Raw genomic sequence first — 13,832 nt, forward strand, 5'->3', positions numbered from 1 at the left:
TTAGCCTTCTTCCTCGCACGCGTCGACCAGGTATTCAAGCAGCCGCAGTCCGTCGGGCAGCGTCCGGCCGGCCGGCTCGCGGACCCAGCGTACGTCCTGGCCTGTCCCGTACCTGGACGGCGGCGCGAGCACGAAGCTGTCCCTGGTGTGCCAGCGCAGCGACTCGCCCTCTCCGAGGTCGGGCGAGGCGTCCAGGCCGCACGACCACCATTCGTCCTCGTCGGCTGGCGCGCCCCTGGTCAGGACGTAGAAGTGCATCCGGTCCGTGCTCCGCATGCCAGGCGCGCCCGCACGCGCGTCCGCCATGCCACGGGCCGTGCGCGGGTTCGACCCCGCGGCGGACAGCAGCACAGAGACCGGCCCGGTTGCCACGCTGGCGGCGGCCATCCGCGCGAGCGCCTTCGCACCGCCGACCGCGGGCACGTCCAGAACATCAAAAACCCGTCCGGTGGCGAGAATCACATTCGCCTCCGGACGGGTTTCCCACCACTGTCCGATGACCGCGCTGTCCGCGGTCGCCTGCATCTGCCAGGTCGGTGATACCGGATGCGCTCCCGGTGCCGGGCAGCCGACCCTGTCGCAAGAGCACGCACGGCCCGGCTCTGATAGCCCGACGCCGTCAAGCCCCCCGCTTGGACTCGCCCCCTGACATACCGGCCAGCCGAGCGCGGCATATTCAAGTGCCGCCGCGCCGAGCGCAGGCGGCCGCCCCGCCACCCGCCGACGGCCGCGTCGCCGCATCATCGTCACCATCAGGCCCCGCCATCCCCTAGTGGTTCGCAACCATCCCTGCCCGGCGGACCCGTCATCCCTAGGTAAATGCCAAAGCGTCCGCCGGACGGTTCATGGGATTGCGAAAATGGTACCGCCGCCCACCACCCTGTTCGGCGCGGATGGCCGTGACTCGCGCCACTTGCTGAGCGCCCGATGGCACAATGCTCAGGCGCGGAGACGGCGCGCCACCTCGGTGGCCCAGTAGGTGAGGATCACGCTGGCGCCCGCGCGGCGGATCGACGTCAGCGTCTCCATGATCGCCTTGTCCCTGTCCAGCCAGCCGTTGGCGGCGGCCGCCTCGAGCATCGCGAACTCGCCGCTGACCTGGTAGGCGGCGACAGGGACCCGTACGGTGTCCGCCACCCGCCTGATGATGTCCAGGTAGCTGAGCGCCGGCTTGATCATCACCATGTCCGCGCCCTCTGCCAGGTCGAGTTCGACCTCCCTGAGCGCCTCGCGCGCGTTGGCCGGGTCCTGCTGATGGGTGGCGCGGTCGCCGAAGCGCGGCGCTCCCTCGGCAGCTTCGCGGAACGGCCCGTAGAACGCGGATGCGTACTTGGCCGAGTAGGCGCAAATCGGGACGTCGCGGAAGCCCGCACCGTCGAGCGCCTTCCTGATGGCGCCGACCTGGCCGTCCATCATCCCGCTGGGCGCCACCATGTGGGCGCCCGCCCGCGCCTGCGCGATGGCGGTCGACGCGTACCGCTCAAGCGTCGAGTCGTTGTCCACGCTACCGCCGGGGGTGACGATGCCGCAGTGCCCGTGGTCGGTGTACTCGCACAGGCAAAGATCGGCAAGGACGACGAGGCCGTCGCCCACCTCGGCCCTGATGTCGGCGATGGCCAGCTGGGAGATGCCCTCAGGATCGTCCGCCGCGCTGCCCTGGGCGTCCTTGTCCGCTGGCACGCCGAACACGATGATGCCGCCCACGCCTGCCTCGGCGGCCTCGGCGGCCGCCTTGCGCAGGCTGTCGCGGGTGTGCTGGACAACCCCTGGCATGGAGCTGATCGGCTGCGGGTCGGCGATGCCTTCCTTGATGAACACGGGAAGCACGAGTTCGGCCGGGCGGAGCGCGGTCTCGGCCACCATGGACCGCAGCGCCGCGGTCCCGCGCAGCCGCCGCGCCCTAACCTCAGGAAACCCAGCGCTCACGAACGTCTCCTGTCCTAGTAACGGTTAGCGCAGGCGGCGACGGCCGCCCCGGCGGCGCTCGCTCGGACGGCGCAGCGGCTCGCCTGCCGCGATGGCCGCGTCGCGCTGCGCGGCGCCGAAGGCGGCGAGCGCGTCCACCAGGGCGGTGACCGACGGCCTGCCGGCCGTAACGTCCACCCGGAGGCCGAACTCCGTCGCCGTGCTCTCCGTCTGCGGGCCGATCACGCCGATCACGGTCACCGCGTGCGGCTTGCCGGCGATGCCGACGAGGTTGCGCACGGTAGACGACGAGGTGAACAGGACGGCATCGAACCCGCCGCCCTTGATGGCTTCCCTGATGGGGGCGGGCGGCGGCGCGGCGCGCACCGTCCGGTAGGCGGTCACGTCCTCCGCCTCCCAGCCCAGATCGGTCAGCCTGGCGACCAAGGTCTCCGTCGCGATGTCCGCCCGCGGCAGCAGCACCCGGTTGATCGGGTCGAGCACGTCGTCGTAGGGCGGCCACGCGTCCGCGAGGCCCTCGGCGGACTGCTGGCCGTCCGGCACCAGGTCGGGCCTGATGCCGAACTCGACCAGGGCCGCGGTCGTCTGCTCGCCGACCGCCGCTACCTTGACGCCGGCGAAGGCACGGGCGTCGAGGCCGTACTCCTCGAGCTTCTCCCGCACCGCCTTGACCGCGTTGGTCGAGGTGAACGCCACCCACTGGTAGCGGCCCGTGACCAGGCCCTTCACCGCGCGCTCCATCTGCTGCGGTGTGCGCGGCGGCTCGACCGCGATCGTCGGCACCTCTTCTGGCACCGCGCCGTACTCGCGCAGCCGCTCGGAGACGACCGATGCCTGCTCCCTGGTCCGCGGCACAAGCACCCGCCAGCCGAATAGCGGCTTGGTCTCGTACCAGGACATCCGGTTCTTCGCCGCCGCCACGTCGCCCACCACGGCGACGGCGCCGCCGCGGGTGGTCGCGACGGTGATGCCCGCGGCCTTGAGGTCCGGACCGATCCTGCCCAGCGTGGTGACCACGGTCTGCTGTTCGGTGGTGGTGCCGTCCCAGGTGATCGCGAACGGGGTGGAGTCAGGCCAGCCCGCCGCTATCAGCATCTTGCCCAGGTCGGCAGGGGCGGTCTCGGCCCCGAGCACCACGAGCGTGCCCGGGCCGTAGCCGACCTGGCTCACCTCGTTGGCATGCACGATCCGCAGCTCGCCGGTCCCGTCGGCGGGCAGGGCTATCCCCGCGTAGGCGGGGACGCCGGTGGCCGCGGGCACCCCGGGGACGATCTCGAAGCGCACCTGTGCCTTGGCGACGGCCTGCACCTCGGCCGCGCCGCCGGCGATCAGCGGATCGCCGGCGAACAGCCGCACCGCGAACAGTCCGTCCCTCGCCGCCTGGACCAGGATCCTCGCCGTGTCCACCACGTCCGTGGGCTCGCTTACCCGCACCTCGGGCGCGAGCAGCCCGCGTACCCGCTCCGCCACCTCGGCCTCGGCGACGACCAGCCCCGCCGCGCCAAGCAGCCGGGCGGCGCGCATGGTCAGCAGCCCCTCGTCACCGGGACCCGCTCCGACGAACGCGACCCAGCCTTCCATGTCAATCATGCGCATCATTCCTGTCGCTGTTCTCCCCGCGCATCAAGTCCGCGGCGCCGAGCGCCAGCATTCGTGCCGCAAGCTCGTACCCCAGGCGAATCGCATCCGCCGCGTCCGCTTCGCCGCGTTCCCGTACCACCATTCTGCCGGCCGCCGGCCCCACGTCCAGTACGCCAGGCTGGAAACTTGTTGCACGGACGCCAAGCACCACCCCGGACAGGTGCAGCCGCTCCGTGCCGGCCACCCCGGTCGCGTAGCCGCCGACCGGCGCGCTGCACCCCGCCTCGAGAGCGGCGAGCAGGCTGCGCTCCGCCGTCACCGCGGCCCTGGTGGCCGGATGGTCGATCGTCGCGAGCAGCTCGGCGAGCTCGGTGTCGTCGGTCCTGCACTCGACGGCGAGCGCGCCCTGCCCAGGCGCGGGGACCATGTCCTCGGGCTCGAAGATCTCGCTCACCAGGTCGGTGTGCCCGATCCTGGCGAGACCCGCGTAGGCGAGCACCACGGCGTCGAGCTCGCCGTCCCGCACCTTGGCGAGCCGGGTGTTCGCGTTGCCTCTGATCGGCACGGCGGTGACGTCGGAGCGGAGCAGGGCGAGCTGAGCGGCGCGACGCGGCGATCCGGTGCCGATCCGCGCGCCCGCGGGCAGATCGGCGAGCTTGGCGCCCTCGCGCGCCACGAGCGCGTCACGCGGGTCATCGCGCGGCGGTACCGCCGCGAGGGTGATGCCCTCCGCGGCACCCGTCGGCAGGTCCTTGAGCGAGTGCACCGCGAAATCCACCTCGCCGCGCAGCAGGGATTCGCGCAGCGCGCTCACGAAGACGCCGGTGCCGCCGATCTGGGTCAGCTGCTCCCTGCTCACGTCCCCGAGGGTGGTCACGCCCACGATCTCGACGCGGCGGCCGGTGCGCTCGGTGAGCAGCCTGGCCACGTCGCCCGATTGCGATAGCGCCATCGGGCTCCGCCGGCTGCCGAGCCGCAGCGTTTCCGCGTTCACAGCTTCCCTCCAGATCGAACCTTCTGCATCCTGCCTCCCCTGGCGTCGGGAGCGGGCCGTCGTCGTCAGGGTGACGACGGTCCGCCGATGCTCCCCGGGGATTCGAGTTCCGCGCGGGTAACGGCGTCCACCGTGCGCGGGTCGAGATCAAAGAGCACTCGCAGTGCTGCCGCGTACTCCTCGCCGTCGGGTGACGACGCGAGTTCCTTTACCCGGACCGTGGGTGCGTGCAACAGCTTGTCTACCACTCGCCGTACCGTCTGGGCCATTTCTTCCAGGGCGTGACCGCTGACGCCCTCCTCCGCCAGCCGGCCAGCCAGCCTGGCCAGTTCCGCGTCCACGACCGTTGCCGCCTTCGCCCGCAGTGCCACCACCGTCGGGGTCACCCGTGCGGCGCGGACGGCCGACCCGTAGACCGCGTACTCTTCCTCAACGATCGCACGGACCGCGGCCACCTCGGCGGCGTCCGCGCTTCCGGCGCTGCCGCGCAGGGTGTCCATGTCGATCAGGCTGACGCCGGGCAGGCCGGCGACCTCGGGTGCGACGTCCCGGGGCATCGCGAGGTCAAGGAAGACCAGCGGGCGGCGTGGCGCCCGGGCCTCGAGCGCCTTCTTGACCTCGGGCACCGTGATCACCAGCCCGGCGGCGCCGGTGCAGGAAATCACCAGGTCGGCCGCCGCGATCGCGGCGGGCAGGTCGGCGAAGTCCGCGACGGCGCCGTCCACGCCTGAGGCAAGCCGCTCGGCCTTTGCCCTGGTCCGGTTCGCGATGGTGACCGAGGCGGGACCGGAGCGCGCGACGGTGGCCACGGCGAGCCCGCTCATCGCGCCGGCCCCGACGATGAGAACGCCGTGACCGGACAACTGCCCCGTGCCCGCCGCCAGTTCCAGCCCCACGCTGACCAGGCTCTGTCCGAGCCGGTCGATGCCCGTCTCCGCGCGGGCCCGCTTGCCGGTGCGCAGCGCCAGCCTGCCAAGATCGCGCAGCGACCGCCCGAGCGTGCCCTGCTCGCCGGCCAGCTTGAGCGCCGACCTGACCTGGCCGAGTATCTGGTCCTCGCCGACCACCATGGACTCCAGGCCGCTCGACACGGCAAGCAGGTGCTGGACGGCGCGGTCCTCATAGTGCACGTACAGGCTGGAGGTCAGCTCGTGCGGCGGAATTCCCGAGTACCTGGAGAGCAGTTCGCACACCCCGGCCACCCCGCCGTGGAAGCGGTCAACCTCGGCGTAGACCTCCACCCGGTTGCAGGTGGAAATGACGAAAGTCTCCGCGATGTCCGGCGTGCGGGCGACATCGTGCAGCAGTTTGCCGAGCGTGTCGCCGCTGACCGCGGCCCGCTCAAGGACTGAGACCGGTGCGCTCTTGTGGCTTAGGCCGACGACGAGAACGCTCACTCTTTTACCGCCTACGCTTCCGCTGCTGCCTGATCCACTGCCTGCCCGAAGCGCTCGGCGTTACGCCGCTGCGCGTGGAAGGCGAGAATCTGCAGTTCAATCGATAGGTCGACCTTACGCACATCCACGCCCTCAGGCACGCTGAGTACCAACGGAGCGAAGTTAAGTATGCTCGTCACCCCGGCGGCCACCAGCCTGTCGCACATCGCCTGCGCCGCTCCGGCCGGCACCGCGATGACTCCGATCGCGATGCTGTTCTCGGTCACGATCCGCTCAAGCTCGCTGACGTGCCTGATCAGCACGCCGCCGAGTTCGCGGCCGAGAAGCGACGCGTCGGTGTCGAGCACCGCCTCGATCCGGAAACCCCTGGTGAGGAACCCGCCGTAGTTCGCGAGGGCGCGGCCGAGGTTACCGGCGCCGACGATCACCACGGGCCAGCGCTGCGTCAGTCCCAGTGCCCTCGACACCTGGTACACCAGGTACTCGACGTCGTAGCCAACCCCTCTGATGCCATAAGAACCGAGGTGGCTCAGGTCCTTGCGGAGCTTGGCCGAGTTGACGCCTGCCGCCCTCGCGAGCTCATCGCTCGCGACGGTGCTCACCCCCCGCTCCCCAAGCGTGTAGAGCGCACGCAGGTACACGGGAAGCCTGGCCACCGTGGCTTCAGGGATACCGCCAGGGTAGGCCCGGTCGATGGTGTTGCCTGGCTCAGCTTCTTGGTCGGTGAACTCGGCGGCACTGGACATGCGACGCTCCCGAGGGCGGTTCGGCGCTGTTGCGAGCCGGGTCAAGACCTGGTCCGCGTTGGTCATGATGGCGCGCGCAGGACACGCGACCTATCTACCATACGTCGTTTGTGAACAAATGCACAAAGTCCGTCACCAAGCCAGGGATCAGCGCAACGCTGCGCGAAGGCGCTCCTCAGATACCCGCCAGAAGTCGTGCTGCACCCCGTCCACGAAGGTCACGGGGATCTTCTCCCAGAACTCACGCAAATCGTCCGCCGACTGCGTGATGTCCCGTTCCTCCCAGGTCACCCCGAGTTCGGTGGCCACCCTGCTGATCACCTGGCGCGCGTCGTCGCACAGGTGGCAGCCCGGACGGCCGAGCAGCGTGATCCGCGCAGCGGTCATCCGGGTCGCCTCCTACCGCTGGCCCTCGGAAGCCTGCCCCCGGGAGGTGCGGCCGCGGTCGTCCTGGTAAGCGCCTGTGCTGCCGGAGTACCCTCCGGCGTCGGCCTGACCGCTGGGCAGCTCGCGGTACCGGCCGGTGGCGTACTGGCTGTCTGCCGATTCGGCGTAACCCGCCGTGCCGTAGCCGCTGGCCGCGGCGGAGTAGCCGGTCTGGGCCGCGGCTGAGTAGCCCCCATTGGCGGAGTAACTGGGGTTCTGGTACGAGCTGCCGTTCGCGTAGGCGCCGTTGCCGTTGGCATAGGCACCGCTGCCGTTCGCGTAGCCGGCCGTACCGTTCGCGTACCCGGTGGCGCCGCTGGCCGCGCCGGAGTAGCCTGCGCCGTTGGAGTATCCGGCCGTTCCGCTGGAACTGGCGGCGGAGCCGGAGTATCCGCTGCCGTTCGCGTATCCGCTGGCACCCGAGTAACCGCTGGCACCCTGGTAGCCATTGGCGCTGGAATACCCGTTAGCACCCGCGTAACCATTGGAACTCGGGTAGCCATTGGAACTCGAGTAACCACTGGCGCCATTGGACGCCGAGTAGCCGCCGTTGGCAGCGCCGGCCGCGGCAGAGTATGCGCCGGTTCCGCCATACTGACTGTTATCGGCCCCATACGCTCCATTACCGGTATTACCGTACTGGGCGGACTGGGAGTACTGCTCGTGGCCGTTCGCCGTGTACTGGCCATTCGCCGTCGCGTACCGGTCCTCGGCGGGCGTGAAGCTCGCCACGGGGGCGGCGGATTCCAGCGCCCGCGGCGTCCAGCTCGCCCGCTGCGGCGCGGGCGCGTCGGACGACATCGCGCCGAGCGCCGCGACCTTGGCGTACTTCAGCCGCAGGTCGATGATGTTGGTGGCGAGCACGCACGAGGCGCAGTCCGCCGCGAACTGCTGGATATGCGGCTGCCGCTCATGACTTTCGAATGCGGCCCGGTCCCGGTAAATCTCGTAGACGATTCGCTGCGCCGGCGCCTTGGGCACCACATGGATGACGAATACCAGGGTGTCAGGCTCGGCCGCCTTTACGCCTTCCGCGGCGCGTTCCGCTAGCCGGTCGAATTCCGCCGTCTTATCGTCATGCAGCGTGTAAATGGAAAGCCGGCCTATTGGCCGCGGAGTACCCGGCTGGCCGTCGTTAGCGTCATCGTTACCGGCCGGCATGAATTCAGGAACGTAGCCCGATCCCGGCCCGCCATTGGCGGAATTGGCGACCGAACCATAGCCCGCGTCCCTTCCGTACGCAGCACCATAAGCGCCTGTCGCGCCGCGGTAGCCGACGTCATAGCTGGTGGCGTCGTAACTGGTAGCCTCGTAGCCGCCCGCGCCGTACCCGTTGGCCCCGTAGCTAGCGCCCTGGTAGGTCTCGCTGGCCGCCGGGCGGCCGGCCGGGTAGCCGGAATCCGTGTAGTCATTGCCGCTGTACCCGGCCGTCGAGTAGCCGTTGGCGGCGCCGCGCTGACCGCCGTAACCCGCGCCGGCGTCGTAGCGCCCGTTGTCGTAGCCGGCCCGCTCATACCCGCTGGCCTGCGCGCCGCCGGCCGCCCCGTATCCGTCCCTGGTTCCGCGGCCGCCAGGTGCCGCGCTGCTCGCGGATGCGCCAGGCCGATCGGTGGCGTCGCCGCGCTGACGGTCACGGACGGCAGCCCAGTCATAGGCGCCGCTGTCCCGCCAGGGGTCACGACGGTCATCGTGCGCGTCTCGGCGACCTTCGTCCCACCCGTCTCCACGTCGCCGTCTGCCGCTCATATCCGCTCCGATCTCGGTACAGGGCTTCCCGCATCTACCATTGTCGGCCAACCTGACCGCCGTGACCGGCGTGTTGCCAGGATACGTGCCTTTCCACCAGCATCCGGTTGCATGCCACAGGTTCGAACGGCGGGTTGAGCGGGGTGCTGGCATGCGAAAGCGCGGGCACGCCTATAGCGCGCCCGCGACATCCGCGAAGTCCGGTTCGCCGCGCGCCCTCGCACGACGGCGGTCTTCGCCACCAGGCGCGCGGCCTGGGGCACGGGGGCCGGTCCCCCGGGGGGATGCCAGCGCTACTTCTTGTTCCTGCGCTGGATCCGCGTCTTCTTCAGCAGCTTGCGGTGCTTCTTCTTCGCCATCCGCTTGCGGCGCTTCTTAATGACTGAGCCCATGGGCCACCATCCTCTCGGCACAACGGCAGCGGGCTCGCCATCACCCACCGCCATACGGGAGGCTGGGCACACGCCCGAACTAGAGACACGTGAACGCCAACCGCTCACGCAGTCCTCAAGCGTACCCGGTACGGCAGGGCCCTGATACTCGCCCGGCAACTACCATCATGCGGCAAGCGCCGCCGCCGTGGCCAGTACCCCCACCGGCACCAGCCACAGCGGCGCCACGGGTGCCGCACACCGACCCTCGGCACCCGCGAAAAACGGGACACACGGCATAAGCACTGCCTGCCACTGCGAGCGGTTCCGGTCACCCGCACTCAGCAGCGGGTGAGCTTACACGGTGCCGACGAAGGCCGCCCGCAGGTACTGGTTAACTGCCTGCTCAGGGACCCGGAAAGAACGACCGACCCGGATGGCTTCTAGTTCGCCGGAGTGGACCAGCCGATAGACGGTCATCTTCGATACCCGCATGATCGTGGCCACTTCGGCGACGGTTAGGAATCGAACGTCGCTAAGGGGAGTTTCGCTTGCCATCATTGCCCTCTTCCGCGCGAAGCCGAGCACGCCTGACCGGATTCAGCGCACCAGTCACGTACGTATCCCAGGGTAAGTCTCGTACGGAAAAGAGCAAGTCCCCCTAATAGCCTCATTGTTCTTACTCTTCGGTCGGTAGCAGACCCGCGCCCCTTGCGACCCCGCAGATCATTCAGTGAAAGGGACGGAAAGAAGCACGTCACGAAGCCCTTGATGGCTTCGGCGCATCTTGGCTGCCGACAGCGCTAGGGCTGGTGGTCACCGCGCAAAATTTACAGCGCGGCCAGCCCGTGCGAAGGAAACACCGCACTCCTCGTGCGCATGATGGCGCGGTCCACCGGTTCGCCTGGGTCCATGCCGGAGGCGAAAGAAACAAAGTCAGGCGAGGCGCCATCGGTCATCGTCAGCGGCGCCGTTTCGCCCGTCATGAACAGTGCGAGTTCCCGCCAGGCCGCGGGAGTCGGCATTTCCGGATCAAGCGGCGTGCCCGCCGCGATCGCAAGCAGGTGCGTCCAGGTTCTCGGCACCACCTGGACCAGCGCGTATCCGCCGCCTCCGGTGGCGATCCAGCGTCCGTCGGACAACTCGTGCGCCAGTTCGTGCATGATCAGCTGAGCGCGCCGCTGCCCGTCGACGCTCAGCGCCAGGTGCGCCAGCGGGTCGAGCCGGTGGCTGTCACAGCCGTGCTGGCTGACCAGCACCGTCGGCTTGAAGGAGCGGAGCAGCGGCACGGCCACCGCGTCGAGTGCGCGCAGCCACCCGGCGTCCCCTGTTCCCGCGGGCAGCGCGACGTTGACGGCATAGCCCTCCCCGGCGCCTGTCCCTGTTTCCCCCGGCAGCCCGGTGCCGGGGAACAGCGTCGCCGGATGCTCATGCAGGCTGATGGTCAGCACGCGGGGATCGTCGTAGAACGCGGCCTGTACGCCGTCTCCGTGGTGCACGTCGAGATCGACGTACGCCACCCGTTCTGCCCCGGCGGCGAGCAGCCACTTGATCGCGACAGCGAGGTCGTTATACACGCAGAACCCGCTGGCAGCCCCCCGCATCGCGTGGTGATGACCGCCCGCGACGTTCACCGCGTGCCGCGCGGTACCCGACCAGACCGCCCGTGCCGCCTCCAGGGTCGCGCCGACCACCAGGGCGGCCGCCTCGTGCATGCCTTCGAAGACCGGATCGTCGTCGGTGCCGAGCCCGAAGCGGATGTTCGGCTGCAGGGAGCGGCCCGCATGGCGGACCGCCTCGATGTACTCGCCGTCGTGCACCGTCTCGAGCTCGCCGTCGGTGGCCGGCGACGGCGTGAGCATGGTCACCGAGTCGGACGCGAGCACCCCGAGCGACCTGGCCAGCTCCATCGTGAGCCGGACCCGCACCGGGTCGAACGGATGCCCGGGCCCGAAGTCGTACCGCGTGAGCCCGTCATCCCACACCACCGCCGCAGGACCAGTCACGCACGCCTCCACCGTCACCAGATTGGAAAGGGTTCGCCAGTTGTCATCATCGCCGGCCCAGGCAAGCCCGAGTAGGGACCTCAGGCACCGCCGAGTTCGCGGCCGCGGTCCCTGGCCGCCTCGATGGCCGCGAGGAACGCGGCGCGCACCCCGTGCTTCTCAAGCTCGCGGATCGCCGCGATCGTCGTCCCGGCCGGCGAGGTCACCGCGTCGCGCAGGATCACCGGGTGCTCGCCGGAGTCGCGCAGCATGGTCGCCGCGCCGTAGACGGTCTGGGTGACCATCTCGAGTGCCGTCCTGCGCGGCATGCCGAGCAGGATGCCCGCGTCCACCATCGCCTCGACCAGGTAGAACACGTAGGCAGGTCCGGAACCTGACAGCGCGGTCGCCGCGTCCTGCTGGTACTCGGGTATGCGGATCACCGAGCCGAGCGGCGCGAAAAGCTCCTCCGTATGCTCCAGGTGCTCCTCGCTCGCGTGGGACCCGGGTGAGATGACCGACATCGCCTCGTCGACGAGCGCGGGGGTGTTCGACATGACCCGCACCACCGGCACCTCGGCCGGAAAGCGCCGCTCGATGAACGACGTGGTGATACCCGCCGCGATCGAGATCACCAGCTGCGAGGGCGTGACACGGCCACCGATCTCGTCGAGCATCCGGCCCATGTCCTGCGGCTTGACCGCGATCACCAGCGTGTCGGCCTTCTCCGCGGCCTCGATCGCGGTCAGCACCTCGACCCCGTACGCCTCGCGCAGCTCCTTGGCGCGCTGCGGCCGCCGCACCACCACAGCGAGCTCCGCCGCCGGGCGCCCGGCCCTGATCAGCCCGGACAGCAGCGCCTCGCCCATCTTTCCCGTACCGAGAATCGCGATCATGATCTAGATCCTAGAGACCGCAGGAACAGCGCGAGCTTGGCCCGCGCGATCAGAGCATCCTGCGGCCGGCGGGGGGCTGCGGCAGGCTGTCCCTGCGCAGCGTCACCTTGACGTTGGCGCCCGCGTCCGGCGGGACGATCACCTCCTGCGCCGCGGCGACCCCGTCGGCGAGCAACGGGGCGGCCACGTCAACGGACCGTTTCACGAGCCCGAGCCCGATCGGCCCGAGTTCGAAGTGCCTGGCGGCCGACCCGGTGAAGCCAACCTGAGTCCCGTCGGCCAGCGTCAGCGGCGAGCCGTGCGCGGGAAGCTGGTCCATGGAGCCGTCCAGGTGCAGGAATACGAGCCGGCGGGGCGGGTGCCCGAGGTTGTGGATTCTCGCGACGGTCTCCTGACCGCGGTAGCAGCCCTTGCTCAGGTGCACGGCCGACTCGATGAGCCCGATCTCGTGCGGCAGGGTCTTGTGGTCAGTGTCGAGCCCCGGCCGCGGTATGCGGGCCGCGATGCGGGCCGCCTCGAACGCCCACATGCCCGCGACGGGGAAGGCCGCGGCAAGCTGGCGGGTCGCCTCCGGCTTGACGATCAGGTCGATACCGAACGGATTCGTCATGATCGCGGCCGGCGCCGCGTCTCCGTACGCGCCCGATACAATCGCGGTTCCATCGGGCGCGTCCCGGGGGGTACGGGGGGTCGCTCCCCCGGGGGAAGACTGCGGGGCGGGTAGGGAGGCGGCCGCATCCGTTCGGGATATGACTCCTCCCTCAGCCGGAAGCGGTCCGGCCAGCGTCTGCACCACCAGCACCCCGGACAGGTCCTCGACCTCTACCCGGAGCATGAAGCGCATCGAGTTGAGGTACTCGGTCAGCGCCTTGGCGGTGTGCGGCTCGACGTGGATCCAGGTGGCGGCGCCGTCGTCGGTGAGCGTCAGGTGATGCTCGAGGTGGCCCTGAGGGGACAGCAGCAGCGCCTCACGCGTGTCACCGGGTGCTAGCCGCTCCAGGTACTGGCTGGTCAGGCTGTGCAGCCAGCTCAGCCGGTCCGGGCCGGTGATCTTGACCACGCCCCGGTTGCTCCGGTCGACGAGAACCCGGGTCTGGCTGAGCGTGCGCCCCTCGCGGGCCGGGTCGCCGTAGTGCGACGCGACGCCCTCGTCCGGCCACTCCGCCGCGACGGCGCCTTCAATGTCAAGCACGTGTCTTGCTCCTACAGTCTTGGCAGCGTCCGAACACGGTCAGGTGCGAGACGTTGACCTCGAACCCGTGCCGGTCGTCGAGCGCAGCGGTGAGCGGCGCGATGGCTTCAGGCGACGCCTGGTCGATCTTGCCGCAGTCCTGACAGACGAGGTGGACGTGACCCGCCTCGGTCGCTAGGTGGTAGGTGGGCGCGCCGTGGTTCAGGTGCGTGTGCGCGACAAGCCCGAGGCTGTCGAGCAGTTCGAGCGTCCGGTAGATCGTCGAGATGTTGACGCCCTTGGCGGTCTGCTGAACGCGAGCCGCGATCTCTTCCGGTGTCGCGTGATTCAGGGAGGCGACCGCCTCGAGCACGAGCTGGCGCTGCGGGGTCACACGGTAGCCGCGGGACCTGAGCTCCTCATCCCAGCTGCGGTCTCGCTGCGGCGCTTGCTCCATGGGATCGAGTCTAGTTCCGGGGCCGTGCTGGCTATCGCATCAGCGCCGCGAAGCGGGATTCCCTGCCGCGGCGCGCACCCGCGTGCCGGAAACCTCCCGCGTTGCCTGGTACGCCAACGGGTGACTGGTGGTGCGC

14 protein-coding genes are annotated in these 13,832 nt (G+C 69.8%); all 14 read right to left on the bottom strand.

Annotated features, from left to right (window positions below):
• Nucleotides 1-753 carry a bifunctional DNA primase/polymerase gene (locus tag EAS64_RS28710; RefSeq protein WP_145858137.1) on the bottom strand — a complete coding sequence of 251 codons (753 nt, stop codon included), beginning with the start codon at nt 751-753 and terminating at the stop codon, nt 1-3.
• A 186-nt stretch (nt 754-939) separates the two neighbouring features.
• On the bottom strand, nt 940-1,926 hold the full coding sequence (hemB, locus tag EAS64_RS28715) for a porphobilinogen synthase (protein ID WP_145858139.1): 987 nt from the start codon (nt 1,924-1,926) through the stop codon (nt 940-942).
• A 24-nt stretch (nt 1,927-1,950) separates the two neighbouring features.
• On the bottom strand, nt 1,951-3,516 hold the full coding sequence (locus EAS64_RS28720; protein ID WP_246115906.1) for a bifunctional uroporphyrinogen-III C-methyltransferase/uroporphyrinogen-III synthase: 1,566 nt from the start codon (nt 3,514-3,516) through the stop codon (nt 1,951-1,953).
• Entirely contained in the window at nt 3,509-4,459 is a 951-nt protein-coding gene (gene hemC / locus EAS64_RS28725; RefSeq protein WP_222849761.1) for a hydroxymethylbilane synthase, read from the bottom strand. Before hemC ends, EAS64_RS28720 begins: the two co-directional genes overlap by 8 nt.
• A gap of 107 nt (nt 4,460-4,566) precedes the next feature.
• Nucleotides 4,567-5,898, bottom strand: coding sequence for a glutamyl-tRNA reductase (locus EAS64_RS28730; RefSeq protein ID WP_145858142.1), 1,332 nt, complete (start codon nt 5,896-5,898; stop codon nt 4,567-4,569).
• A gap of 11 nt (nt 5,899-5,909) precedes the next feature.
• Nucleotides 5,910-6,644, bottom strand: coding sequence for a redox-sensing transcriptional repressor Rex (locus tag EAS64_RS28735; protein ID WP_145858144.1), 735 nt, complete (start codon nt 6,642-6,644; stop codon nt 5,910-5,912).
• A gap of 147 nt (nt 6,645-6,791) precedes the next feature.
• Nucleotides 6,792-7,031 (bottom strand): glutaredoxin family protein, encoded by a 240-nt coding sequence (locus EAS64_RS28740; RefSeq protein ID WP_145858146.1) that lies wholly within the window; start codon nt 7,029-7,031, stop codon nt 6,792-6,794.
• Nucleotides 7,032-7,043: 12 nt separating this feature from the next.
• Nucleotides 7,044-8,816, bottom strand: coding sequence for a putative quinol monooxygenase (locus tag EAS64_RS28745; RefSeq protein WP_187366249.1), 1,773 nt, complete (start codon nt 8,814-8,816; stop codon nt 7,044-7,046).
• Between the two features lie 293 nt (nt 8,817-9,109).
• Nucleotides 9,110-9,208 carry a 30S ribosomal protein bS22 gene (locus tag EAS64_RS28750; protein WP_018654693.1) on the bottom strand — a complete coding sequence of 33 codons (99 nt, stop codon included), beginning with the start codon at nt 9,206-9,208 and terminating at the stop codon, nt 9,110-9,112.
• A 336-nt stretch (nt 9,209-9,544) separates the two neighbouring features.
• Nucleotides 9,545-9,748 (bottom strand): helix-turn-helix domain-containing protein, encoded by a 204-nt coding sequence (locus tag EAS64_RS28755; protein WP_145859055.1) that lies wholly within the window; start codon nt 9,746-9,748, stop codon nt 9,545-9,547.
• A gap of 269 nt (nt 9,749-10,017) precedes the next feature.
• Nucleotides 10,018-11,175 (bottom strand): acetoin utilization protein AcuC, encoded by a 1,158-nt coding sequence (locus tag EAS64_RS28760; protein WP_145859056.1) that lies wholly within the window; start codon nt 11,173-11,175, stop codon nt 10,018-10,020.
• 98 nt (nt 11,176-11,273) lie between these two features.
• The gene (gene proC / locus EAS64_RS28765) at nt 11,274-12,068 is read right to left on the bottom strand and encodes a pyrroline-5-carboxylate reductase (protein ID WP_145858149.1); all 795 of its coding nucleotides are present in this window, start codon (nt 12,066-12,068) and stop codon (nt 11,274-11,276) included.
• A 49-nt stretch (nt 12,069-12,117) separates the two neighbouring features.
• Nucleotides 12,118-13,260: a CAF17-like 4Fe-4S cluster assembly/insertion protein YgfZ gene (ygfZ, locus tag EAS64_RS28770; protein WP_145858152.1), complete on the bottom strand. Its 1,143-nt coding sequence runs from the start codon at nt 13,258-13,260 to the stop codon at nt 12,118-12,120.
• Entirely contained in the window at nt 13,253-13,696 is a 444-nt protein-coding gene (locus tag EAS64_RS28775; RefSeq protein ID WP_145858154.1) for a Fur family transcriptional regulator, read from the bottom strand. The genes ygfZ and EAS64_RS28775 overlap by 8 nt, the downstream gene beginning before the upstream one ends.
• Nucleotides 13,697-13,832 lie beyond the last annotated feature (136 nt).

Source organism: Trebonia kvetii (genome assembly GCF_007827045.1).
GTDB lineage: Bacteria > Actinomycetota > Actinomycetes > Streptosporangiales > Streptosporangiaceae > Trebonia > Trebonia kvetii.